General features: G+C 62.6%; 21 protein-coding genes, 1 tRNA gene and 1 riboswitch. Of the genes, 12 read left to right on the top strand and 10 right to left on the bottom strand.

Annotated features, from left to right (window positions below):
- Positions 1 to 43 precede the first annotated feature (43 nt).
- Positions 44 to 1,699 (bottom strand): lysine--tRNA ligase, encoded by a 1,656-nt coding sequence (locus ABJO61_RS09260; RefSeq protein ID WP_348324065.1) that lies wholly within the window; start codon positions 1,697 to 1,699, stop codon positions 44 to 46.
- 187 nt (positions 1,700 to 1,886) lie between these two features.
- On the opposite strand from ABJO61_RS09260, the gene ABJO61_RS09265 reads away from it, so the two are divergent.
- From ABJO61_RS09265 to ABJO61_RS09275, 3 genes are all read left to right on the top strand, one after another.
- On the top strand, positions 1,887 to 3,770 hold the full coding sequence (locus tag ABJO61_RS09265; protein ID WP_348324063.1) for an ATP-binding protein: 1,884 nt from the start codon (positions 1,887 to 1,889) through the stop codon (positions 3,768 to 3,770).
- Between the two features lie 80 nt (positions 3,771 to 3,850).
- Positions 3,851 to 6,772, top strand: coding sequence for an ATP-dependent DNA helicase (locus tag ABJO61_RS09270; RefSeq protein ID WP_348324061.1), 2,922 nt, complete (start codon positions 3,851 to 3,853; stop codon positions 6,770 to 6,772).
- Positions 6,773 to 6,801: 29 nt separating this feature from the next.
- The gene (locus tag ABJO61_RS09275) at positions 6,802 to 7,212 is read left to right on the top strand and encodes a tellurite resistance TerB family protein (RefSeq protein ID WP_348324059.1); all 411 of its coding nucleotides are present in this window, start codon (positions 6,802 to 6,804) and stop codon (positions 7,210 to 7,212) included.
- A gap of 18 nt (positions 7,213 to 7,230) precedes the next feature.
- On the opposite strand, the gene ABJO61_RS09280 is transcribed toward ABJO61_RS09275, so the two are convergent.
- Positions 7,231 to 8,007, bottom strand: coding sequence for a hypothetical protein (locus ABJO61_RS09280; protein ID WP_348324057.1), 777 nt, complete (start codon positions 8,005 to 8,007; stop codon positions 7,231 to 7,233).
- A gap of 180 nt (positions 8,008 to 8,187) precedes the next feature.
- Here ABJO61_RS09280 and ABJO61_RS09285 point away from each other — a divergent pair, with 180 nt between their 5' ends.
- Positions 8,188 to 9,030, top strand: a complete 843-nt coding sequence (locus tag ABJO61_RS09285) for a sterol desaturase family protein (protein WP_348324055.1) — start codon at positions 8,188 to 8,190, stop codon at positions 9,028 to 9,030.
- Positions 9,027 to 9,560, top strand: a complete 534-nt coding sequence (locus ABJO61_RS09290) for a histidine phosphatase family protein (RefSeq protein ID WP_348324053.1) — start codon at positions 9,027 to 9,029, stop codon at positions 9,558 to 9,560. Before ABJO61_RS09285 ends, ABJO61_RS09290 begins: the two co-directional genes overlap by 4 nt.
- A 15-nt stretch (positions 9,561 to 9,575) precedes the next feature.
- Here ABJO61_RS09290 and ABJO61_RS09295 read toward each other — a convergent pair whose 3' ends face one another.
- Complete coding sequence (locus tag ABJO61_RS09295; RefSeq protein ID WP_348324051.1) at positions 9,576 to 10,643, bottom strand: transporter substrate-binding domain-containing protein; 1,068 nt, start codon at positions 10,641 to 10,643, stop codon at positions 9,576 to 9,578.
- A gap of 206 nt (positions 10,644 to 10,849) precedes the next feature.
- On the opposite strand from ABJO61_RS09295, the gene ABJO61_RS09300 reads away from it, so the two are divergent.
- The 3 genes from ABJO61_RS09300 to ABJO61_RS09310 all read left to right on the top strand — a co-directional run bounded on the left by ABJO61_RS09300 (position 10,850) and on the right by ABJO61_RS09310 (position 13,400).
- The gene (locus ABJO61_RS09300; RefSeq protein WP_348324049.1) at positions 10,850 to 12,646 is read left to right on the top strand and encodes a glycosyltransferase family 2 protein; all 1,797 of its coding nucleotides are present in this window, start codon (positions 10,850 to 10,852) and stop codon (positions 12,644 to 12,646) included.
- A complete protein-coding gene (locus tag ABJO61_RS09305; protein WP_348324047.1) occupies positions 12,646 to 12,813 on the top strand; it encodes a hypothetical protein in 168 nt (55 codons plus the stop codon). The genes ABJO61_RS09300 and ABJO61_RS09305 overlap by 1 nt, the downstream gene beginning before the upstream one ends.
- Positions 12,814 to 12,875: 62 nt before the next feature.
- A complete protein-coding gene (locus ABJO61_RS09310) occupies positions 12,876 to 13,400 on the top strand; it encodes a response regulator (RefSeq protein ID WP_348324045.1) in 525 nt (174 codons plus the stop codon).
- A 3-nt stretch (positions 13,401 to 13,403) separates the two neighbouring features.
- Here ABJO61_RS09310 and ABJO61_RS09315 read toward each other — a convergent pair whose 3' ends face one another.
- Together ABJO61_RS09315 and betT are read right to left on the bottom strand one after the other, a co-directional pair.
- Positions 13,404 to 14,939, bottom strand: coding sequence for a malonyl-CoA synthase (locus tag ABJO61_RS09315; protein ID WP_348324043.1), 1,536 nt, complete (start codon positions 14,937 to 14,939; stop codon positions 13,404 to 13,406).
- 73 nt (positions 14,940 to 15,012) lie between these two features.
- Positions 15,013 to 16,989: a choline BCCT transporter BetT gene (gene betT / locus ABJO61_RS09320; RefSeq protein WP_348324041.1), complete on the bottom strand. Its 1,977-nt coding sequence runs from the start codon at positions 16,987 to 16,989 to the stop codon at positions 15,013 to 15,015.
- Positions 16,990 to 17,226: 237 nt separating this feature from the next.
- Between betT and ABJO61_RS09325 the strand changes: the two genes are divergently transcribed.
- Entirely contained in the window at positions 17,227 to 17,841 is a 615-nt protein-coding gene (locus tag ABJO61_RS09325; protein WP_348324039.1) for a hypothetical protein, read from the top strand.
- A 283-nt stretch (positions 17,842 to 18,124) separates the two neighbouring features.
- Here ABJO61_RS09325 and ABJO61_RS09330 read toward each other — a convergent pair.
- Positions 18,125 to 18,198 (bottom strand) — tRNA-Gly (locus ABJO61_RS09330).
- A 44-nt stretch (positions 18,199 to 18,242) separates the two neighbouring features.
- The gene (locus ABJO61_RS09335) at positions 18,243 to 19,262 is read right to left on the bottom strand and encodes a DUF2804 domain-containing protein (RefSeq protein ID WP_348324037.1); all 1,020 of its coding nucleotides are present in this window, start codon (positions 19,260 to 19,262) and stop codon (positions 18,243 to 18,245) included.
- 90 nt (positions 19,263 to 19,352) lie between these two features.
- Between ABJO61_RS09335 and ABJO61_RS09340 the strand changes: the two genes are divergently transcribed.
- Positions 19,353 to 20,303, top strand: a complete 951-nt coding sequence (locus ABJO61_RS09340; RefSeq protein WP_348324035.1) for a radical SAM protein — start codon at positions 19,353 to 19,355, stop codon at positions 20,301 to 20,303.
- Here the strand turns inward: ABJO61_RS09340 and ABJO61_RS09345 are convergent.
- From ABJO61_RS09345 to ABJO61_RS09355, 3 genes are read right to left on the bottom strand one after another with little or no spacing between them, the layout of a single operon-like run.
- Entirely contained in the window at positions 20,300 to 21,022 is a 723-nt protein-coding gene (locus tag ABJO61_RS09345) for an LrgB family protein (RefSeq protein WP_348324033.1), read from the bottom strand. The two genes, ABJO61_RS09340 and ABJO61_RS09345, sit on opposite strands and share 4 nt — an antisense overlap.
- Entirely contained in the window at positions 21,019 to 21,396 is a 378-nt protein-coding gene (locus tag ABJO61_RS09350; protein WP_348324031.1) for a CidA/LrgA family protein, read from the bottom strand. Before ABJO61_RS09350 ends, ABJO61_RS09345 begins: the two co-directional genes overlap by 4 nt.
- 8 nt (positions 21,397 to 21,404) lie before the next feature.
- Positions 21,405 to 22,562: a 2'-deoxycytidine 5'-triphosphate deaminase gene (locus ABJO61_RS09355; RefSeq protein WP_348324029.1), complete on the bottom strand. Its 1,158-nt coding sequence runs from the start codon at positions 22,560 to 22,562 to the stop codon at positions 21,405 to 21,407.
- A 149-nt stretch (positions 22,563 to 22,711) separates the two neighbouring features.
- Positions 22,712 to 22,791: riboswitch (SAM riboswitch) on the top strand.
- Between the two features lie 39 nt (positions 22,792 to 22,830).
- On the opposite strand from ABJO61_RS09355, the gene metZ reads away from it, so the two are divergent.
- Positions 22,831 to 24,021 carry an O-succinylhomoserine sulfhydrylase gene (gene metZ / locus ABJO61_RS09360; RefSeq protein ID WP_348324027.1) on the top strand — a complete coding sequence of 397 codons (1,191 nt, stop codon included), beginning with the start codon at positions 22,831 to 22,833 and terminating at the stop codon, positions 24,019 to 24,021.
- 189 nt (positions 24,022 to 24,210) lie between these two features.
- Positions 24,211 to 24,603, top strand: coding sequence for a Co2+/Mg2+ efflux protein ApaG (apaG, locus tag ABJO61_RS09365; protein ID WP_348324025.1), 393 nt, complete (start codon positions 24,211 to 24,213; stop codon positions 24,601 to 24,603).
- Positions 24,604 to 24,681: the final 78 nt, after the last annotated feature.

Genomic DNA, 24,681 nt, shown 5'->3' on the forward strand with positions numbered 1-24,681 from the left:
AGCGGGCATGAGCAATGCCGAATGCCGGGCGGCACCGGCTTTGTCAGGATTTGGAGAGGTCTTCGCCTGCAAGGGCGCGGGCGATCAGCCTGCGCGTGTTTTCGATTCCGTAGAGCGCAACGAACGAGCCGAAGCGGGGCCCGCGCTCCTGACCGATCAGCACCTGATAAATCATCTGGAAGAAGGCAACGGAGACGCCGGGGCCACCTTCGGGGCTCTTCTTCGAATGATCCTGATAGCGCTCGATCTCACGCGCAACATCGAGAACGGCGTTCTGGATATCCGTGCTATCGGCGTCCGCCGCGAGCGTCTCCAGCTTCTCGGACAAGGTCTGAAGCGCCTCCGCCTCGACTTCGTCCGGCGCGCGAAAGACCTTTGCCGGCTTCACGAAATCATCGAAGTAGCGGATCGCATATGTCACGAGACGATCGAGCTCGGGATGGCTCTGCGGCGTTACATCCGGCGCGTGGCGCGAGATGAAGCCCCAAAGCACGTCCTTGTCATGCGCGTTGGAGGCGCTGACGAGATTGAGAAGCAGCGCAAAGGAAACCGGCAGTTCGATTGCCGGCGGATTGCCACCGTGAATATGCCAGACGGGATTACCCAGCCGCTCCTTCGTGTCCTGGCGCGGATAGGCCGCGAGGTGCTGGTAATACTCATCAACGGCGCGCGGGATGACGTCGAAATAGAGCTTTTTTGCCTGACGCGGACGCTGGAACATATAGAGCGCGAGACTTTCGGTCGGCGCATAGGTCAGCCACTCGTCGATGGTGAGCCCGTTGCCCTTGGACTTCGATATCTTCTCGCCGTTTTCATCGAGGAAAAGCTCGTAGACGAAGTGCTCGGGCGGGCGCCCGCCCAGCGCCTTGCAGATGGCATCATAGACGCCCATGTTCGGCCCGTGATCCTTGCCGAACATTTCGAAATCGACACCGAGTGCGGCCCAGCGGGCACCGAAATCCGGCTTCCACTGAAGCTTCACATGACCGCCGGTAACGGGCAGCGTGGTTTCTTCGCCATCCTCGTCATCGAAGGTGATGGTCGCGTCCTCGGCATTGACCTTCTTGATCGGCACATAGAGCACGCGCCCGGTCCTGGGCGAGATCGGCAGGAAGGGCGAATAGGTCGCGCGCCGTTCCGGCCCAAGCGTCGGCAGCATGATCGCCATGATTGCATCGTAACGCTCGGCAACGCGCTTGAGGATCGGGTCCAGGCGGCCTGACTTGTAGTAGTCGGTCGCGCTGGCGAATTCGTATTCGAAGCCGAAGGTATCAAGGAAACGCCGCAGCATCGCGTTGTTGTGATGTCCGAACGAAGGATATTCGTTCGTGAACGGGTCCGGGACCGACGTCAGCGGCATGTGCAGATAAGGTTCGAGGAAGCTGCGATCCGGCACGTTGTCCGGGATCTTGCGCATCCCGTCCATGTCGTCGGAGAAACAGAGAAGCCGCGTGGGAACGCCTGGCATCAGGCACTCGAAGGCGCGGCGCACCATTGTCGTGCGCGCAACTTCGCCAAACGTGCCGATATGGGGCAAGCCGGAGGGGCCGTAGCCGGTTTCAAAGAGGATCGTGCGCTCGCTGCCTTCCTTCTCCAGCCGCGCCACCAGTTTTCGCGCCTCCTCGAAGGGCCATGCCTTGCTGACACGGGCAGCTTCAAGAAGTTCGGACGGAGCTATGGCGGCGGGTTCGGAGGACATCTAATGTTCCTGGAGAAAGGCTTAATGCTTTGTCAAGCGGGCGGACCCTATGCTCTGCCCCTCCCCCAGTCAATGCGGCGCACCAGCCCGCATGAGGGACGCCAGGCAAGCCTTGAATGGCGAACGGACGTCCTTCCGGGAAGCCATGTTGTAGCGTTTAGTGGCAATACGCCCGGAGAACAAAACAGTGACGAACAGCCGTCCGGACAGCCCCGACGCGACCCGGGAACCGGCGCAGGAAGAAGCCCCGGCTGTCGGGCCAATCCGGCGCACCCTTCCCGTCGAAACCCGCATCGATGCGGAGCAGGTGAAACTGCTGTTGTCGCTTGGCGAGGCAAGCCGCTTCACCATCTTCGGCGGCCTCATCGTGGTCGGCGCAGCCTTTTACGAGACGGCGCCAATCTGGTCGATCGCCGTGGTCGCCTCGATCCAGCTCATTGCACAATTCCTGTTCGACCAGGTGCGCGCCGGCTTTCGCGCCGATCCCAACGCCACGCTCAACGCACGGAAATGGGCAGATCGCTACGCCCTCGTGACGATCATCAGCGGATCGACATGGGGTGTGGGCGCACTTCTCTGGCTGCCGGGCTCAAGCTTCGCCCATGAAATCTTCTACATGCTGGTGCTGGCCGTCCTCATCATGGCAACGGCGATCAGCCGAGCGAACCACCTTCCCGCCGTCATCGGCTACTCACTCTCCGCCGCACTTCCGGCCGCCGCGCTGTTGCTGTGGCGCGCGGACATGCTCTCCATTGCGACGGTGCTGCTGGCCGCGATGTTCTTTGCCACCGTTCTGGGCTGGACAAGGCGGATCAACGAAGGTTACCGCGACGCCTTCCGGCTGCGCTTCGAGAATGCAGACCTCGTGGAGCGCATGGCGCGCGCCCATGCCGCGACGGAGCAAAGACGGCGCGACGCCGAAGACGCAGAGACGCGGGCCCTTGCGGCCGCGCAGGCAAAACAGGAATTTCTCGACATCATCAGCCATGAGGTACGCGGACCGCTGGACGGACTTCGCAACATGGCAAAGTACCTCGCCGACGAGGCGACCACCGAAGCGCAGTTCAAGATTGCCGCCTCCATCGAGGAAACGAGCCAGCTTCTCCGGCGGCTCGTTGACGACATGCTCGATTTTTCGGAAATCGAGGCGCATTCGCTGGAGCTGAAGCCGCGCAGCTTCAACCCGGTGGAACTTGCGGCCGGCATTGTCCGCGTGACGCGGCATCAGGCCGTCGACCGGGGTCTTTCGCTCGAACTCGACGCCTCGCCCGAAACGCCAACGCAGATGAACGCCGACCCGGACCGCGTGCGGCAAGTGCTGATGAACCTCGTCAACAACGCGATCAAATTCACCTATCAGGGTGGCGTGGTGCTGCGGGTCGCGCCGCTGAAAGTGCCAAGCGGGGAAACGGTACTTCGTTTCTCGGTGACGGATACGGGCCCGGGACTTTCGCAAGACGCGCAGAAACGGCTTTTCGAAGCCTTCACGCAGGGCGCCGATGCCCGCGATTTCCGCTTTGCCGGAAAGGCGGCGGGGGCGGGTCTCGGCCTGCCGATCAGCGACCGGCTCATCCGCATGATGGGCGGGCATATCGGCGTCGACAGTACACCGGGACAAGGAAGCTCGTTCTGGTTCCTGCTGCCGCTCGAACCCGGCGAAGCCATCGACTATTTCGTTTCGCTGAGGGCGGAATCGCGGCCGGCGCGGGAAACGCGGCCCGAGCGGCTGATCGACCACGACCATCTCTATGCGCTCGAACTTCGCGTCGGCGGGCATCACATAACCGACCATCTGGTGGCGGGGCTCGACCGTATTCTCGAAATTCACCGCGAAATCGAACGGGCGCGGACGGTGCGGGACGATGATGCGCTGCGCCGCCATGCCGTCGACCTCAAGGCGGCGGCCTCGGATATCGGGCTGAGCGCCGTGGCGCGGGTGGCCTCCGACATCGAGACCGCCCTATCGCAGGGCGAGCCCGATGCGGCGCTCGGCGCGGTACCCCGCTTGCAGCAGAAGATCACCGCAACCTGGCGCGCGCTCGCCAAGGCCTATCCGAGCCTCGCGGCCTAGGAACTTCGACAGGCAACGAACCGGATTTCCATGCCCGGATAGAATTGCATTGCGACCCTATCCGGGCATGATCTCCTCCAATGCCTGAACATCTTCCCCCCGATTCGACCTTTCCGCGAGGAGAAGGCCCCTTCCTGCCCGAGGCGGCGGCCATCGTGCCCGCACGCGGGGCGGCGGGGGGCGCTGTTTGCGTCAGCGCGCAAGGCGAGATCGAGGAACTGACGAGCGAGCAAGCCCTGAAACGGATCGCAACCGAGCCCGTCATGCTCGTCCATGCGGGCTTCACGGCAAGGCGGATCGCCAGAGGCCGCAATTTCCGCGATCCGGGGCCGCAGGTTTTCGACCTGATGGAACTCTTCGCCTTCGTGCATCCCGCCCTTCCCTGCCTGCCGACAGTGGCCGGGCTTGCCCGTGCGCTCGGGCTCGATGCGGGCGAGAGCCCGGAAGACCATGCGCTGATGCTGCACCGCGCGGCGGCGCAGATGCTCACCGCCCTCCAGCAGCCCTCCTATCCCGACCGCCCCTCCGCAGCCCGCACCGCCTATCGGATGGCCGAAGGGGGCTGGGCCTGGGGGCCGGGCGTCGTCGCGGCGCTTCGCGATGCGCTGGACCGCGAGGGCAAGCCGCCCGGCGCACGCGGCTTCGACATATGGAACGAGTTGCCGGAATGGGAAGAGCGCGGCCCGCGCCCGCCTGCGGGCTCGATGCCGGTGAGCGAGGGAGAAGCAAGGGAGCGGCTTGCGCTTCTCGCGGGCGCAGATGCGGAAGCACGGCCGGGACAGGTGGCGTTCGCGGGTCTTGCCGCCCATGCCTTTGCGCCGCGCGAGGCGGCGGGTGCGCCCAATGTCGTGCTGGCGGAAGCGGGAACCGGCATCGGCAAGACGATCGGTTATATCGCGCCCGCAAGCCTGTGGGCCGAGCGCAACAAGGGTACGGTCTGGATATCGACCTATACGAAGAACCTGCAGCGCCAGCTCGACCAGGAGCTGACGCGGCTCTATCCCGACCCGGAAGAAAAGGCGGAGAAAGCCGTGATCCGCAAGGGCCGCGAGAACTATCTCTGCCTGCTCAATTTCGCGGAGACGGCGGACCGGGCGGCCATTGGCGGCGGGGCCGTCGCGGTCGGCCTTGTTGCCAGATGGGCGAAGGCAAGCCGTGACGGCGACATGGTGGGCGGCGATTTTCCGGCATGGCTCGCGGCGCGGCTCAGCCGCGCAACGGGACGCATCGGACTGACCGACCGGCGCGGCGAATGCGTCTATACGGCCTGCCCCTATTACAAGAAATGTTTCATTGAACGGGCGATCCGCAAGGCGCGGCGCGCGGAGATCGTGGTTGCCAACCATGCGCTCGTCATGCGGCAGGCGGCCCTCGATCAGGCGATGGGGCCGGTCGCGCAAGCGATGCCGAGGGATACGGAAACGGCGGGCAATGCGGAAGACGAAGAACCGAGCGGGCGCGAGGCGCGCTCGCGTTTCGTCTTCGATGAGGGGCACCATATTTTCGACGCGGCGGACAGCGCCTTTTCCGCTTCGCTTTCGGCGCTTGAAACGGCCGAGCTTCGGCGCTGGATCAGGGGAGCGGAAGGACAGCGCGGGCGGCGCGGGCGCGGGCTGGACGAGCGCGTGGGCGACCTTTTCGGCGAAGACAATCTCGCAGAAGAAGCACTGCAGGCGGCGCTGTCGGCGGCGGCGGCACTGCCGGGGCCCGGCTGGGGCACACGCCTCAACGAGGGGCAGCCGCGCGGCGCGGCGGAGACCTTTCTCGCGCTGGTGCGCCAGCAGGTGCATGCGCACACGGAAGATGCCGACACGCCCTTCTCTCTCGAAGCCGAAACGGCGCCTCCCGTCACCGGCCTGCCGGAAGCAGCGGCAGAGCTCGACAATGCGCTGAAGCGGCTTGCCGCACCGCTGCAACTCATCGCGGACCGATTACGCGCGAGGCTCGACGACGAGGCCGAGGATCTCGACACATCGACGCGTATCCGCATGGACGCGGCGGCGCGCGGGCTCGACCGGCGCGCCCGTCTCCTTCTGCCCGCATGGCGGAGCATGCTTTCGAGCCTGAATGCGACACCGCCGGACATGTTCGTCGACTGGTTCTCCATCGAGCGGATGTTCGGCCGGGAGGCCGATGTCGGCATGCACCGGCACTGGCGCGATCCGACCGTGCCTTTCGCGGGCGCGGTTCTCGAACCTGCGCATGGTGTTCTCATCACCTCGGCGACGCTGCGCGACGAACTGCCCGAGCCGGAAGAAGGCGAGGAAGACGCAGGCGGCGGATGGGAGAGCGCGGAAATTCGCACCGGCGCATCGCACCTCGCGCTGCCCGCGGAGCGCGCCTTCATGGCCTCGCCCTTCGACTATGAAAATCAGGCGCGCATTTTCGTGGTGCGCGATGTGAGCCGGAACGACATGAACCAGATCGCATCGGCCTATCGCGAACTCTTTCGCGCTGCAGGCGGCGGGGCGCTCGGCCTGTTCACCGCTATCCACCGGCTTCGTCAGGTGCATGAGCGGATCGTGACGCCGCTGGAAGAAGAAGGGCTGTCGCTTTATGCACAGCATATCGACGCGCTCGACACAGGCACGCTTGTCGATATTTTCCGTGCGGAGCGCAATGCATGCCTGCTCGGCACGGACGCCGTGCGCGACGGCGTGGACGTGCCCGGCGACTCGCTTCGGATGATCGTGTTCGACCGTGTGCCCTGGCCGCGCCCCGACATTCTGCACAAGGCGCGGCGCGAGCAATTCGGCAAGGCACGCTACGACGACATGATCACGCGGCTGAGGCTCAAACAGGCTTTTGGCCGCCTGATCCGGCGGGCGAGCGACCGCGGCGTTTTCATCGCGCTCGATTCACGCCTGCCGACGCGGCTGACCACCGGCTTTCCGCCGGGGGTCACCGTGCACCGCGTGGGGCTTGCCGAGGCCATCGCCGAGACCAGGCGCTTTCTCGGGACCGAAACGCCGCCGCTTGCACCCGCCAAAAGCAGCCCCTAAGCTCCCGCGAAATCGAGCAAGGAAGAAACATGTCCACGATCTCTCCCGAACATGCCCTGATCTACATCATGGTGACGATGAGCGCGGTGGACCGCGCCATGAGCGACAATGAGCTCAGGGATATCGGCACCATCGTGAAGACGCTGCCCGCCTTCCGCGATTTTCATGAGGAAAAGCTCATCCCGGCGGCGCGCGAATGCGCTTCGATCCTGCAGGAGGATGGCGGGCTCGACGCGGTGTTCGGTCTTGTGAAGGACGCGCTGCCTGTGCGGCTGCGCGAGACGGGCTATGCGCTCGCCGTCGAGATCGCCGCGGCGGATGAATTCGTCGGCGCGGAGGAATTGCGGCTGCTTCAATTGCTGCGCGATACGCTGGAGATCGACAAGCTTTTGGCGGCCGCCATCGAACGGGGCGCGCGCGCCAGACATATGCCGCTCTGAATATTCAGGATCGGCGGATCAATCGTAGGCTCCTGTTCCGGTTTCGCGAAGTTCGCTGTCTATCCGGTCGTAGAAAATGCGGGTGCAGTTCGACGGCCCGGCATATCTGTCCGTCTCGCGATGAATGAGAACGGGCATGCCCTCTTCCCAATTGTAGATGTCCACACCGCCTTCAGCCGCGCTCGACCGCCAGCGGCTGACGAGCTCCTGCGTATCGGGATCGAAATCGGGCGAGGCGATTTCATCGAGCGCCTCGTTGGCGGCGAAACGCTCGTCCTCCGGCTGCCAGAGCCAGTTGCGATAGAGGACGTTCGGACCTGCCGTTCCTTCGGCGATCAGACGCAGATCATGATAGCCGTCGAAATTGACGTCGATCAGTTCAAAGCCGTTATTCGGAATCATTTCAGCGGCGTGAGATCCGGCATCGGCAATGACCTGCGATGGCTCGATCTCTCCCTCATGACGAATTTCGACCTTGCCGATGACACGGTCGCCGAACTCGTCGAGATGCCAGAAGAGTCTGAAATAGAATTCAGGCAGGACAGGGCTGATGCGCCCGTGACAGACGATGGGTGCCTTGCCGTCCGTCGCGGAAGGCGAAACGCAGCTATAGGTGCCGAGGAAGGTTTCGTCGCCGCGTACATTATCGCGCATCGCGTCGGCACCGGCGGCGGCTTCGGCTGCGACGCCATCGAGATGCGCGCCTGCGTGAGGCGTCATTTCCTGCGCAAAAGCGGTTCCCGTCGCTGCCGCGAGAGACACCGTGCAAATGCAGAGACGAAGCCACCCACGCATTCCGCCGCCCTCTTCGTCCATCCTTCGTTTCACCATTCAGCCATTCTAGCGCATGAATGCGCCAGAAGGCCGTTTCTTGTGCGTTCTTTTTTCGCCGCCGCCTTTCCGGTCCCTTTTTCTGCCCCTTTTTATTCGGGGGCCGGCGCCGCTATAGTTCAGGTTCACGAAAACAAGGCAAACATGTCCGCTTTCCTTACGCTTCACGAGCCCACGCTCAGGCTCGCCGCCTTTGGCGGTGTGCTGGCCCTGATGGCGCTGCTTGAGGTCGCCCTGCCCCGGCGCGGACGGACCGGGCCAAGGCTGCACCGCTGGGTGACGAATGTGGCCCTGGCGGGAGCAGGCACACTCGTCTTGCGCATTGCCGTACCGCTGCTGGCGGTAGGTGTGGCAACGCTTGCGGAGCGGGAGGGCTTCGGCCTTTTCCATTGGGTGGGCACACCTGAAATTGCCGCCTTCGTGCTGTCCTTCTTTGCACTCGACCTGCTCGTCTATGCGCAGCATGTCGCCTTTCACAAATACGGGCTTCTCTGGCGGCTGCACCGCGTTCACCACGCGGATACGGATGTCGACGCAACGACGGGCATCCGCTTTCACCCGGTGGAGATACTCATCAGCATGGCGATCAAGATGGCGGCGGTGGCCCTTCTCGGCGCGCCTGCCGGGGCCGTGATCCTGTTCGAGGTGGTGCTGAACGCGGCGGCCATGTTCAATCATTCGAATTTAAGGATCGGGCCCAGCACCGACCGGTGGCTGCGCCGCATCATCGTGACACCGGACATGCACCGCGTTCACCACTCCATCCATCGTGACGAACATGACATGAATTTCGGGTTCAATCTTTCGTTCTGGGACCGGCTTTCCGGCACCTACCGGGCGGAACCGCGCGAGGGCCAGGAGAGCATGCGGCTCGGCCTTGCGGAATATCCAGCACCTGCGCCGCAGGGGCTTGGCTGGAGCCTGATGAATCCATTTTGGGGCAGCGCGAATCCAGACGATACTCCCCGCCGGGAGCGAACGATATGAAACGTCTTTGTTTTTTGCGCCATGCGAAGTCTGACTGGGGAGACCCGGCGAAGGACGATTTCGACCGCCCGCTGAATACACGCGGCGCGAAAGCCGCCGACTTCATGGCGGAATATATCGCAAGTTCGCCCTATCGCCCGGACGCCGTGCTCTGCTCGACCGCCGCACGCGCAACCGCAACCTGTTCCCCGCTCTGCAAGGCGCTCGGCAAGGACGTCCCCATTACCTATCGCGACGAACTTTATCACGCGATGCCCGACGCGATGCTCGAAGAAATACATCGCGCGTCCGACGATGCCGAAACGCTGCTTCTTGTCGGGCACAATCCGGGGCTCGTTCTGCTTGCGATGGCGCTGGCCGAAGACCCGGAAGACGAGACGGCGCTGCGCGTCGCGCATGGCGTGCCGACAGGGGGCTTCATTGTCTTCGAGTTCGACATCGACCGGTGGGCCGACATTGCGGAGGGCGAAGGCCGCACGGTCTTTTTCGGCCGGCCGCGCGACCTTATGGCGGCGGAAGCCGAGAACTGATCTTCCGGCAAATGCTCAGTAGATGCTGCCGGAAAAATAGCCGGAGCTGATACGCGCATAGGTGCCGTCGGCAATCAGCGCCGCGAGCGCGACGTTGAAATCGTCACGCAGTTTTTCATCCCCCTTACGCAGCACAATGGCGGCGCCCTTCCCGAAATAGGCGGCGTCTCCATAGGCCGGTCCGACAAGGCGGCAGCAAGCACCGTCCGGCGACGCGCTCCAGCGGAGCAGCATGTTCCTGTCGCCAAAAAGGAGATGGGCCTTGCCTTCGGCCAGCGCCTGCTGCGCCGCCTCGAGCGAGGGAAAGATTTCAAGCTTCGCATCGGGGAAGCGCATCGAGACATAGGCCTGATGAATTGAACCCGCCTGCACGGCAATGCTCCGGCCTGCGAGTGCGGAGGGCGTTGCCGCCAGAGGCACTGCATTCCGGCGCGCGGCGAAATGACCGGGCGTCGAATAATATCTGTCCGACAGGATGAGCCCCGGGCTGGAAGCCGGGCTTTCGCGGCCCGCGGCCGGGATCAGCATCGAGGCGATCACGGCATCGCCCTCGCCCGCTGCCAGCGCGGGCACGAGACGGTCCCAAGGCTTCGCCGCAAAGGTGCAATGAACCTCGATATTCTCGCAAAGGGCGCGGGCAAGTTCGACATCGAAGCCCGACAAAGCACCGCTGCCGTCCCGGTAATTGAAGGGCGGATAGGCCCCCTCGGTCAGAATAACGATTTCACGAGGCGGCTCGGGTTCGGCGCCGGCTTCAGGTTCCGCAGGCATACGGGCCGGGTTCGGAAGCGGGAGCTGCAGGGCCATCATCTGTTCGATGGTAAGCGGCGCGGAGGGTTCGGCAGGCGTCTCCGCCGGATTTGGTTCCGCCGGGCCTGTTACCGCCGGGCCCGGCTCGACAGGCGCCTCAGCGATGGCGCCCCGCTCCCCCTGCTCCAGCCAGGGCAAAGGCTCGCCCTCGTAGAGACGCGCAAGGGCACCCGCGAGCAGAACAATCGCTACCATGTTCACATAGAGAAGAAACCGCATCGGCCCCGCCCGCTTGATGCCGCCCGTCCCATACCATGCGGACAGACGTTTCATTATGACACAAGCCTGCCCTGCAATCCCGTTCCCGGAAGGGACAAGCCAGTGCTTTCCCCGAACGCAGCAAGGTTTATGCCCGCTGTCCCGGCTTCTGGGCCTTTGTGTCTATTAAAGTTAAAACCTCAACTTCCTAAACTTTAACCATAAAAGGGCGATCTCAGCGCGCGAATACAAGTCGTCGTGAGAAACGAGGGGGCCGGATATTGGATAAAAAGGCGAATGAAGCGCGCGCTTTACTGGGCGCGCAGGAGAAGGCCGCGCGGCCTCGCCGCCCCCCGAGACCGCGCCGCCAAAGCGAGCGACCCCTTTTTGGCGAACTGGCCGTCGAGGCGGGGTTCCTGCCTGCGGAAATGCTCGCGTCCGCGCTCGACAGACAGAAGCTCTGGGGCGGTTCGCTCGGCAAGGTACTGGTGAGCACAGGCGCCATGAGCTCGGCGGATGTCGCCCGGCTCTATGGCCGCCAGCGAGGGGTGCCCTGCGTCGACCTGTGGGACGAACCGCGCGACCCTGCCCTTGCCGACCCCGAGGCGCTTGATTTCTACCTCGAAGAGGATTGCATACCCTGGCAACGGCGCGCCGGGGAGACGATCTACATAGCCGGGAACCCGGACAAGGCCAGAGCGGCCATCGCCACGAGGGAGGGACGCCATCTCCCCGTCTTCGTCACCTCACAAAGCGGGCTGAGGCAAACTCTTGCCCGGGATTTCGCGGCCACGCTGACCGACCGGGCGATCTTCGGCCTGGTGCGGCAGATGCCGGAAAGTTCGGCGGCGCTGCGACTGACGCGAACGCAGGTTCGTATTCTGGCGGTGTGCGCCGTGCTTCTTCTCGCAATGCTGCCGGGCTTTGCCGCAACGATCCTCACCAGTGCCAACATCGCCCTCGGGCTCGTCTTTATCGCGCTGTCGGGGCTTCGCTACACATCGATTTTCGTGGGGCTGACCTCTCCCCCCAGCCGCGAAGAAATGGCCTATGAGAACCGGGGTGCGCCACAAGATACCGAACTTCCGGTCTATACGGTGATGGTGCCGCTGTTCCGCGAGGCGCGGGTTTTACCCATCCTCACCAAGGCGCTGCGAGACATCGACTATCCGGCGTCGAAGCTGGACATCAAGCTTATCTTCGAGGAAAGCGACCCCGAAACGCTTGCCGCAGCAAAGGCGCTGAAACTGCCGGACCATTTCGAGTTCATCGTGGTACCGGACAGCCTGCCGCGCACCAAGCCGAAGGCATGCAACTTCGCGCTGCCTTTCGCGCGCGGCGACTATCTCGTGATCTACGATGCCGAGGATTCGCCCGAGCCTCTGCAGCTCAAAAAGGCCGTTGCCGCATTCGGGGAGGGCGACGAAAAACTCGCCTGCGTTCAGGCGCAGCTCAATTACTACAACTGGAACGAGAACTGGCTGACGCGGCAATTCGCCATCGAATATGCGGCCTTTTTCGACTTGTTACTGCCCACCATGGTACGGCTCGGCATGCCGATACCTCTTGGCGGAACCTCGACGCATTTTCGCACAGCCTTGCTGCGCGAGGCGGGTGCCTGGGACCCGAACAATGTGACGGAGGATGCCGATCTCGGCCTGCGGCTCGCACTGCTTGGCTACCGCTGCGGTGTGATCCGTTCGACCACCCAGGAGGAGGCGAATTGCCGTCTGCCGAACTGGGTGCGGCAGCGCTCTCGCTGGATCAAGGGCTGGATGCAGACCTATCTGGTCCGGATGCGCCACCCGGTCCGCCTCTACCGGGCCATCGGCTTCAGGGGCTTTATGGGGTTTCAGCTCCTGATCGGCGGCTTCACCCTTTCGAGCCTCGTTCATCCGCTCTTCTACGTGGCGGTGGCGTTCGCGATTGCAAAGAACGGCACGCTCACCGATTTCAATCATGCCGGGCTTGCCGTCTTCAATGCGCTCGTCCTTGTATCGGGATATTCGCTATCCATCGCCGCGGGGATGGCGGCTGTCTCGGCGCGGGGGCTTTTCCGCTTTTGGGGCAAACGCTGATGATGCCCTTTTACTGGCTGCTTATTTCCATCGCCGCCTACAAAGCCCTTTGGCAGCTCATCACCAAACCGTTCCATTGGGAGAAGACCGAGCACGGCATCAGCAGCATGCTGGAAAGCCGTTTTACCGGAAGCGACGAAAAACTTGCTTCTGACGGGGTTCACTAACCAATCGCTAAAGACTTTGCCGGATATTGGCGCTCTACCCAGCAAAAAGCCGAGAGTCGTCAATGTCGCAAGAAGCGGAAAACAATCGCAAGGAAATCGGGCCCGAGGCCTATGCCCAGCTCGGTGTGCTGATCGTCGAGGACACGCTCTATATGGCGAACATGCTCCGTGGCATACTGAATGGACTTGGCGTACGGAACATCGTGAGCGCGCGAACCGGCGAGGATGCGCTGGCCGCCCTCATGCGCGGCAAGGTCGACATCGCGATCATGGACGACCTCGAACCGCCGCTCGACGGGCTCTCCGTGGTGCGCGCCGTGCGCACGGCAGAAGAAAGCAATCTCAACGATATCCCCGTGATCTATGTGACGACCCGGCGCGAACGCGGCTCCATCATCGAAGCGCGGGACGCGGGCGTGACGGAAATCCTGTCCAAACCCTTCTCCGCGCAGCAACTCATCGACCGGATCGAAACCGTGCTGACGCGGCCCCGCGCCACCGTTCGCTCCGCCGCCTTCACAGGGCCGGACCGCCGCCGCAGGGACGGCAAGGCGCCGGTCAAACGCCGCGAGAGCGACCGGGGCTGACCCTCAGGCGCCTGCGCCGCAGGCCATGCGATATTCATCCCGCAAGAGATTCTTCTGAACCTTGCCCATCGTGTTGCGAGGCAGGTCTTCGGTAAAGAAGGCTCGCTTGGGCACCTTGTAGTTTGCGAGCCTGTCCTTCAACCGCGCGAGGAGGTCCGCCTCGTCGATGAAATGGCCCTGACGCAAAACGACGACGGCCACGCCCGCTTCACCGAAATCCGGGTGGGGGACACCGACAATCGCCGATTCAAGCACTTCGGGCATATCGTCGACCAGCTCCTCGATTTCCTTCGGATAGACATTGAAACCGCCGGAGATAATGAGGTCTTTTGCACGGCCGACGAGATGCACATACCCCTCGGCATCGATCATCGCGACATCGCCCGTCTTGAACCAGCTTTCTTCCGTGAACTCCTCGGCCGATTTTTCCGGCATGCGCCAGTAGCCGCGAAAGACATTCGGTCCGCGCACCTGCAAACCGCCGACCTCCCCCGCCGCAAGCAGCGCGCCCTCATCGCTCATGACGCGCACCTCGACGCCCGGCAACGGAAAGCCGACCGTCCCGGGGCGCCGCTCGCCCTCATAGGGGTTCGAGGTATTCATGCCTGTTTCCGTCATGCCATAGCGCTCAAGGATCGCATGGCCGGTGCGGGCACGAAACTCCTCGAAGGTTTCGGCAAGCAGGGGCGCAGAACCCGAAGTGAAGAGACGCATATGAGAAACGGGCGCGCGGCAGAAATCATCGCCCGAGAGAAGACGCGTGTAGAAGGTCGGCACACCCATGAAGACGGTCGCGCGCGGCAATTCGCGGATCACGTCCTCGCGGTCGAACTTGCGCAGCCAGATCATCTTTGCGCCGGAAAGAAGCGCGCAATGACAGGCAACGAAAAGACCATGCGCGTGGAAGATCGGCAGTGCGTGAAGCAGCGTGTCCGCATCCGTGAAGCGCCATGCATCGCGGAGCGCAAGACCGTTTGCCGCAAGGTTGCCATGCGTGAGCATCGCGCCTTTCGGTTTGCCCGTCGTTCCAGAGGTGTAGAGGATCGCCGCGAGATCCTCGGCACGGCATTCGGCGGGTTCGACCTCTTCCGTCACTTCCGCCGCCGCGTCGATGAAACTTCCGCCCGCGTCGGGGTCGAGCGTCAAGAGATGAGATGTTTTGCGCCGCGCACATATGCCGCGCAACGCGGCTTCGACCGACGGATCGCAGATGACGAGCGCAGGCTCGGCATTGCCGATGAGGTAGTCCACTTCGTCCGCGCGATAGGCGATATTCATCGGCAGAAAGACAAACCCTCCGCGCAGGCAGGCAAGATAGGCGGCGAGCGCTTCAGGCGACTTTTCGACCTGGAGCGCGACACGGTCGCCGCGCACGAGCCCGAGACGCGAAAAGAAGGCGGCGTAGCGCGAGGCCGTCGCGAGGAGATCGGCGAAAGACCATATGCGCGGGCCGCGAGCGCGATCCGGCGCCTCGATTGCGGTCCGGGTTCGGTCTGCGGGAAGGGACGCTTCTATGAGCGTGTAGAGGGACGGGCTCATTTTTATGGTCTCGCTATTCTGGCCGGTTACCGACCTTATAGCGGAGCGGGCGCCTTATCGCACCTTTGAGGCCTCAGCCCGCCATATGCGTGTTCAGATAATGCATATGACGCTCGTATTGGCCGAGAAGATCCGCAATCACCTGCTCCTTGCTGAAACCCATGATGTCGTAGCGCTGGCCGCCTTCGCGCAGCGCCACTTCCGCGCGCCAGGTATGATCCGGTCCCTCCCGCTCGCCTTCGAGCGCGGTCATGGCGAAGCTCGGCACAGGAACGCTGCGAAGAGCAACGCCGTAGACAAAGGCGTCTTCACCATGCGTGACCGTGATGGTGACCTCGCGCTCGGCAACCTCGACTTCCGCCGACATGCCGCGCCCCCGGATCTCTTCCGCAACCTCCTTGAGGGCGGGCGCGACCGTATCGCGCAGGAAGGCGACAGCCCGTTCGCGCGTCGGGTTGTGCAATAGCACGGCGAGCCTGTGCTTCCAGGGAATTGCCGGATGCGCCGCCACCATACCAGGCGTGGCCTGGAGGCTCTGCTGGCGTTTCGTTTCACCGCGAAGCGCCTTGAAGAGACCGTAGCAAACGACAAGCAGGATCACCGCCAGCGGGAAGCCGCTTGCGATGGCGCCTGTTTGCAGCGCCGCGAGACCACCCGCAAGAAGAAGGATCGCAGCGACAAGCCCCTCTGTCAGCGCCCAGAACACACGCTGCCAGACGGGTGGCTCCGGCTCCCCGCCGGAGGTGATGATGTCGATGACGAGGCTGCCGGAATCCGACGACGTCACGAAGAAGGTGATGACGAGAAGCGTCGCGATAGTCATCGAAATGCCGGCGAAGGGAAGATGCCCGAGAAACTGGAAGAGGGCGACAGCGACATCCGCCTGCACGGCATCGACCATCTGCGCCGATCCATCAAGCTGCATGGAAAGCGCCGTGTTGCCGAAGATGGTGAACCAGAGAAAGGTGAAGCCCGACGGCACAAGCAGCACACCGATCACGAATTCGCGAATGGTTCGGCCGCGCGAGATGCGCGCGATGAACATGCCGACGAAGGGCGACCAGGAAATCCACCAGCCCCAATAGAAGAGGGTCCACCCGCCGATCCATTCATTCGGCTGATAGGCATAAAGCGTGAAGGTCTTGCCGATAATGTCGCTGATATAGGCGCCGGTGTTCTGCATCGTCGCCTGAAGGAGAAAGACCGTCGGCCCGACCAGAAGCACGAAAAGCATCAGCGTTACGGCAAGCGCGAGGTTGAGTTCGGAGAGGCGGCGGATACCGGCATTGATGCCGGAAACAACGGAAACCGTCGCGAGCAGGGTTATGCCCGCGATCAGCATGAGCTGCACGCTTATGTCCGGCTCAATGCCGAAGAGATAGTTGAGGCCGGCATTGACCTGCATGACGCCAAGGCCAAGCGAGGTTGCGACGCCGAACATGGTGCCGAATACAGCGAAGATATCGACGACATGGCCGATCCAGCCATGGATGCGGTCACCGATCAGCGGATAGAGAGCGGAGCGGACGGTAAGCGGCAGGCCGACACGGAAAGAGAAGTAGGCAAGCGCGAGGCCCATGACCGCATAGATCGCCCAGGCGTGAAGGCCCCAATGGAAAAAGGAAAGCTGCATCGCGTTGCGCGCTGCCTCCACCGTGCCGCCTTCTCCCACCGGCGGGGACGCGAAATGCAGCACAGGCTCTGCAACACCATAGAACATGATGCCGATGCCCATGCCTGCGCTGAACAGCATCGCAAACCAGGAGGTCGTTGAGAAGTCGGGTTCAGAATCGTCCGGTCCGAGCCTGATTGCGCCCATGGAGCTTGCGGCAATGCCAATGGCAAAGACGAGAAACGTCGCCACGGCCGCGACATAGAACCAGCCCATTTCATGCACGATCCATGACTGAATCGCGGCAAAGATGGTGGAAGCATCATCCGGATCGCGCACCGCGAAGAAAAGAGCCGCAAAAATGAGCCCCGCCGACCCGAGGAACACCGGCGTGTTCGCCTGAAAAAAACGCGGTCTTTTCTCGTCGCCCACCGCCATGCCGGAGCTCCCTTCGCTGATTGCGCGCGTGAAAAATGCGCCATGGCGGCGAAGGAGATCGCCGCACACCCGATCGGGGTTATGTGATTTGGCGGCAGCATTGCATAGCTGGCGCCGAGGGCCAACCCATGCACCCGTTTCGGGCCCGGCACCGAATTTCAGGCCGTTTCCCCCGAGCGCAAAGAAGGCTAGGCTTCACCCTGCCTTGCCGGGGGGCCAGCGCCGGGAGTATTTCAGATGCGTATCGTGCTTTTCACCGTGTTCGCGCTATCCATTGCGGGCTCCGCATGGGCGGCCGTCCTGACGCCACCACAGAGCGGATATAGCGCGACGCGCATCGTGAATGCCGGCGGAAACGAGATTTCCGGCAAGGTCTATGCGCAGGACCAGAACGAGCGCTGGGAAATGACCGTTCAGGGGATGCGTCAGATTTCAATCCTGCAACACAAATCGGGACGCGCCTATCTCTACATGCCGGACATGAACATGGCGATGAGCGTGAACACAGCCGACGCCGCGAAATACGGTGTGAGCGAGATATTCACAGGTATTGAAGCGGAAGAAGCGGGGACCGACGTCGTCAACGGCGAGCAGACAAAGCGTTACCGGATTGCGGCAAACGAGCAGAACCGGAACACTGAGACGATGGTCTGGCTCACCGATGACGGTATTCCGGTGAAGGTCGAGGGGAGCAGCCCGCAGGGCCCATTTTCGATGACGCTCGAAGATTTGAAACGCGGTCCGCAGGATGCGTCGCTCTTCAAGCTGCCTGATGGTGTCACGCCGATGACCATGCCCGCCGGGCTGCCGGACATGATCCAGAGCGGGCGCATGCCGGGTATGCCGCAATAAACATGCCCTGGAGGAACCGTTCAGGCGAGGATGACGCCCGCCGCGATCAAAAAGAACAGGAATGTGCCGAGCAGAAGCCCGAGCGCGCCCGCAGCGGCATGTCGCAGAACCAGCATCTTCCCCTCCTCGTCCCGTTCCGTGAGGATCGCCTTCTCCCATGAAGACTGCCTTAACGGGGAGGAAGCCGCATGATCCGTTTGGACCATGCGATGACACTTGTCGTGCGCCGGTCAGGGGCGCGATTGAGAAGCCGTCTGCGGCGGCGACTTTACAAGAGGAGGACTGGAGCGGGTGAAGGGAATCGAACCCTCGTCGTAAGCTTGGGAAGCTTCTGCTCTACCATTGAGCTACACCCGCCCGGCTCGAACTAGTTACGTTCTCGGCGGCGTTTCCGCAAGAGGCTACCAGCGGTTGCGGACCTCCTCGGCAAAGCCCAGGAGTTCCTTCACCTCGATCCGGCGTCCGTCGTCAAGGACGACCGTGCCGGAAAAACGGCCGAAAACCTGATGCTGGATCGAACGTATCAGCTTCAGGTCGACGGCGCTGTGGCGATCGATGATCGGCTCGAAACGCATTTCGAAGCGACCGTCATTGCTGGTGAAGGACCAGGGAGCGCCGTCGAATGTGTCTGGCGGGATATGGAAGGTCACCTCATCGAACTTGTGCGCCCTGCCCTCGAAAAAGATCATGTTCTCCGTAGCCGCCGAGGTGTCGCCGAAGCCATAGCCGATATTGAAGCCGACGGGCTTGCCATCCGCGAGGCCGGAAGCCGAGCCCCAGTACCAGACATTGTCATAGGTCCAGACGCCGCGACCCCAGTCCAGCACACCGAAGGCGGAAGACGGCTCGAACGCAAATTTCTCGCCGCCGACGGAGACGCTGCCGGTGACCGGCATGCAGTTGATCTTCTGGTTGTAATAGAAAGCGCGGGGCGCATTGGCGAAGGGCGTTGCGATCACCATGCGGTCCATGGGCGGCTGCTCAAGGAAGAGATCGGCCTTGAGGCCCCTGCCCTTGCCGAAATCCGGGCAATCGATGGAAAGACGGCGCCCGCCCGTCTCATGCCGGAACGCCATGCCGATTTTCGGATGGTGCTGGACGATGTCGCCTGCATCCGCGCTTTCCGGGAGCTTCATCCGGCCGCGCGGAAAGGGCGTGACGATGCTTTCCTCGGTTGCCTTCGGCTTTTCAAAATCGAGCCAGGTGACGCCGAGAAGGCCCATATAGCCATTGTCCGCAACCACGCAGGAAAGGCCATATTGCCCCGCCAGCGCACAGTAGTAGTCCCACTCCTTGATGCGATACCAGGGCGCGCCTATGGCGGCGCGGCTGTAGCGGCGCATTTCGCTGCGGGCCCATCCCTTTTCTATGAGATGGCCGTTTTCATCCAGAAGATCGCCTCTTGTCAGTTCCCGCTGCATCGCCGCTCCTTTTTTCCAGTGACGCGAGACTACCAATCCTCCCGGATTTGTGAATGGCGAAGGCGGCGCCCTGCGATTAGCTTCGGGGTCATGAACCACACAACATCTCTCAAATTCAGTCATCCCGATGTGACCGCCAAGGGTGAGCCGCGCGCTTCTGTATCCTTTCGGCGCCTTGAAACGCTCTGGATCAATACCGGTACGCTCTGCAACATCGAATGCGCGAATTGCTACATCCATTCGAGCCCGACGGAAGACCGGCTTACCTATTTTACAGCGGCGGATGCCGCGCAGCTTTACGACGAAGCAGCCGTGCTTGCCGCCGAAGATGGCGGACGATTGCCGGAAATCGGCTTCACAGGCGGCGAACCCTTCATGAACCCGGACATACTGGAGATGGGAGAAGATGCTCTCACGCGCGGGCATGAGGTGCTCATCCTCACCAATGCCATGCAGCCGATGATGCGGCCGAAGGTGAAGCAGGGACTGCTTGCGCTTCGAGACAAGTTCGGCGACGCGCTGAAATTTCGCGTGAGCCTCGATCATCACACGCGGGCCCTGCACGATGCGGAGCGCGGCGCGGGAAGTTTTGCGAAGGCGATGGAAGGCCTGTGCTGGCTTTCCACCAACGGCTTCTCTCTTTCCATTGCAGGACGCACCATCTCTGGAGAGCCTGAAGCAGAGGAGCGCGCGGGCTATGCGGCGCTTTTCGCGCGCGAGAATATTGAGATTGCGACCGCAGACCCTGCCACTCTCGTGCTCTTCCCGGAGATGGATGAAAAGGCGGACGTGCCGGAAATCACCACGGCCTGCTGGGACATTCTGCACAAGGATGCCGCGAGCATGATGTGCGCGACGAGCCGCATGGCGGTGAAGCGCAAGGGGGCACCGGCGCCTGCTATCGTCGCCTGTACGCTGCTCCCGGACGATCCGCAATTCGAGATGGGACGAACGATCCGCGAAAGCCTGATGCCGGTGAAGCTCAACCATCGCCATTGTGCGACGTTTTGTGTGCTCGGCGGCGCGAGCTGTTCAGCCTAGGAAAAGGCGAGCCAGAGCAACGGCAGGATGAGGGCGGTCACGATCCCGTTCAGGGCCATCGCAACGCCGGAGAACGTTCCCGAGACCTCATCTTCCTGAAAGGCGCGCGCTGTGCCTATGCCATGCGCGGCAACTCCCATCGCAAAGCCGCGCGCCCGCGCATCGCGAATACCGAAGGCGTTGAAGATCATCGCCCCGAAAACCGCGCCGATGATGCCTGTGACGATAACGAAGGCAGCGGCGAGAGACGGATAGCCGCCGATTGCATCGGCGATGCCCATCGCGATGGGCGTCGTCACGGATTTCGGCGCGAGGGAGCGGATCGTCTCGACGCTCGCCCCCATCGCATCTCCGATCAGCACGGCCGAGAGAACCGCGACCGCCGACCCGACGACGAGCGAGACGGCCATCGGGACCAGGGCGGAGCGGACGCGCGAAAAATTGCGATAGAGCGGAACGGCAAGTCCGACTGTTGCCGGACCCAGCAGCCAGATGAGCGCCTGCCCGCCTTGCTGATAGTCGCCGACCCAGATATCTGCGCCCCAGAGAAGACCGATAATCGGGGCCGACGCGAGAAGTACGGGGTTTGCGAGCGGCGAGCCGTGAAGCGCCTGCTGGATACGCAGCGCAAAGTAATAGAAGAAAAGCGTGACAAGAATCCAGAAGCCCGCCTCCAGAACGCGGTCCCAATAGATGAGCTGGATGCCGATATCGCTCATGCGCCGCCGCCTTTTTCGCGCATGAGCCGGGACACGAATTGAAAAGCGAAACCCGCCGCGATCATTGCGAGAAACGTGCTCGCGAAAAGCGCCGCAACGATGGGCCAGAGGTCGCCGGCAAGGAGGGCCGCGTAGCCGATCACGCCGACACCCGCCGGAATGTAGAAGAAATTGAGATGAGCGAGCAGAAACTCCGCGGTCTCTTTCAATGGCGCCGGCACACGGCGCAGCGCCACAAGCCCGGCGAGCAGAATCAGGATGCCGACAACCGTTCCCGGTACGGGCAGCGACAGCCCCCACACGATCAGGCGGCCCGCGATGTCACAAGCGACGAGCAGGGCAAAGGCGAGAGCGAGGCGGAAGAAACTGCGCATTACGGCGCTCAGCTCGCCCGGAAGTGCTTCGAAAGCTTGAGGCCCTGGCGCTGATAATTCGATCCGAGGCCCGAGCCGTAGAGAACGGAAGGCCGGTCCGTCAGGCGCTCCAGCACGAAGCGGCCAATGATCTGGCCGTGCTCGATGATGAAAGGCACGTCATGCGAGCGCACTTCAAGGACAATACGGCTGCCCGCCCCGCCCGCCTCGCGCGCGCCGAAGCCCGGATCGAAGAAGCCGGCATAGTGGACGCGAAATTCACCAACGAGCGGATTGTAAGGCACCATCTCGCCCGCATGTGTCGCGGGAATGTGCAACGCCTCGGTGGAGGCAAGAATATAGAATTCATCCGGGTCCAGAATAAGTCCCTTCCCGGGGCGGACATGCACGGGATCCCAGAAGTCGCGCACGTCATAGGCATCCACCTTGTCGATATCGACGACACCGGAATGGCGCTTTGCGCGGTAGCCGACAATTTCGTCTTCGGCTTCCGTTGCGAGATTGACGGTCAGCGCAATGCCGCCATCGATATCGGCCTCGCCATCGACGAGCTTCACCTCCTCGTGCAGGCGCTTCATTTCCGCATCGGTGCAGGTGTGCGTGCCACGACGGAACCTGATCTGTGCGAGGCGCGATCCGGGCCTGACCAGAATGGGGAAAGTGCGCGGGCTGATCTCGAGATAGAGGTGGCCCTTGTAGCCGGCGGCCACTTGGTCGAACTCGCTCGAAAAATCAGTGATGAGCCGCGTGAAGACATCCAGGCGTCCGGTCGAACTCTTCGGATTGGCGGAGGCGGAGGTCCGCTCCGACAATGCCAGCGCTTCAACGAGGGGCACGAGATAGACGCAGCCGGTTTCAAGCACCGCGCCTTCGGTGAGGTCGATCTTGTGGAGCATCAGCTCCTCGACACGCTCCATCACGCCGCTTTCCGGGCCCGGCAGGAAGGAGGCGCGGAGGCGGTAGGCAGTCGCACCGAGCCGGAGATCGAGGCTTGCGGGCTGAATCTGGCCCGGGTCGATTTCGTGCCCTCCCCAGATCTCCTTCTCGCGGATCAGCGTCTGGATGCCGTGCGAGGGCAGAATCCCCGTCGTATGCAACTGGCCGGGGCCAACGCGCCGCGGCTCGTCATCGTGATGGGGGAAGAGATCGTCCGCCGCTTTTGTCATGGAATCCGGGGCCCTGGGAGCGGCGAGGCCTTGCCCGCCTTGTCTTTTTCAGCCTCGTTTATAGTTGGCGCGGCGTGGCGGGGAAAGGCCTGCAAGGTGTCAGAACGCGAATCGAGCCTTGACGGGGGCACCCCCTCCCCCTTAAATGCGCCCGATCCCGTGGTGATTTGAGCCGACCGGCTTGCGGCCACGTTAAACAACTCGCTAAAAAGGTCGGGACGCGAGCCCCGATCCCACACGGTCGGGGTTTTTTTATGGGGTAGCCCAGATGAGCAAGACGACACGAGACGGCCGAACGCTGCGGCCCCGGACAGAAGCCGTTCATGGCGGCACGAACCGCACAGCTTTCGGCGAAACAAGCGAGGCCCTGTTCCTCACCTCGGGCTATGTCTACGATTCGATGGAGGCCGCCGAACGACGCTTCAAGAACGAGGAGCCGGGTTTCGTCTACAGCCGCTTCTCCAATCCGACAGTGCGGGCCTTCGAGGAACGCATGGCCGCACTTGAAGGTGCAGAAGATGCCCGCGCGACAGCGACAGGCATGGCGGCGGTTACCTCGGCCATGCTCTGCTATCTGAAGGCGGGCGACCATGTTCTTTCCTCGCGCGCCCTGTTCGGCTCCTGCCGCTACATCGTGGAAGACCTGTTGCCGCGCTTCGGGGTCACCTCGACGCTTGTCGACGGGCGCGACATCGACGCCTGGAAGAACGCCGTACAGCCAAACACCAAAATCCTCTTCCTTGAGACCCCATCCAACCCGACGCTTGAAATCATCGATATCAAGGCAGTTGCGGACATCGCCCATGCGGCGGGCGCCAAGCTCGTCATCGACAATGTCTTTGCCACGCCGACGCTGCAGCGGCCGATGGAACTGGGCGCGGATGTGGTCGTCTATTCGGCAACCAAGCACATAGACGGGCAAGGCCGTTGCCTCGGCGGCGTGGTTCTCGCCGATCAGCAGTTCATTTCGGACTATCTTGCGAATTTCCTGCGCCAGACCGGACCGAGCCTCAGCCCGTTCAACGCCTGGGTGATGCTGAAGAGCCTCGAAACACTCGACCTGCGTGTGCGCGAGCATGCGAGAAACGCAGAGGCCGTAGCCCGCTTCCTTGAAGGCCACAAGGGGATCGGGCGTGTCTTCTATCCGGGCCTGCCAAGCCATCCCCAGCACGATCTGGCCATGAGCCAGATGGAAGCGGGCGGCAATATCGTCGCCTTCGAGGTAAGGGGTGGCAAGGCTGGCGCCTTCCGCTTCTCCAATGCACTGCAGGTAGTGAAGATTTCGAACAATCTCGGCGACTCGAAAAGCCTCATTACACATCCCGCGACGACGACCCATCAAAGGCTTACCCCGGAAGTCCGCGAGGAGCTTGGCATCAGGGAAGGATTGTTGCGTCTTTCAGTGGGGCTGGAAGATTCCGCGGACCTCATCGAGGACATGGAACAGGCGCTCGCATAAAGCGTTAACCCTGTGCCCTGAAAACGCCGCTATTAACAGGAAGTTAGAGGGTGTCCGCTAGTGTCGGCATTCTGCGGGGGACGGGCTTTGCGGCGCTTGCCGGAAGGTCCATGCGGCACGTAACCCTGCAGGGCCTGGCCAGGAAGGCCTTGTCCCGCACCACCGACGCTCTCGCGCAAGGATCGCCCGATGTACAGCGCCATAACACGGTCCATCAATATTCTGGTCGAGCCGACCTATCTTGAGGACCAATCCGAGCCCGAGCAGGATTATTACGTCTGGGCATATCACGTCACGATTGAAAATCGTGGCCGTGAGACGGTGAAGTTGCGCGCGCGGTACTGGAAAATCACCGATGCCAGCGGCTATGTGCACGAGGTGCGCGGGCCCGGCGTGGTGGGCGAGCAGCCGGTGCTCAAGCCCGGCGAGAGGTATGAATATACGAGCGGCACACCGCTCGGCGAGCCCTCCGGCATCATGTTCGGGAATTACGAGATGGAAACGGACGAGGGCGAGACTTTCGAGGTCGATATCCCCGCCTTCTCGCTCGACAGCCCGCATGCCCTGCGAATGCTGCACTAGGATATTTCACACGCCTCGCATCCCGGCCTGCTCCGGTTTAGGATGATGTACGCTTTCAAAGCGTCCCCTCTTCCTGCC

The sequence above is a fragment of the Parvibaculum sp. genome, assembly GCF_039973015.1.
Lineage (GTDB): Bacteria > Pseudomonadota > Alphaproteobacteria > Parvibaculales > Parvibaculaceae > Parvibaculum.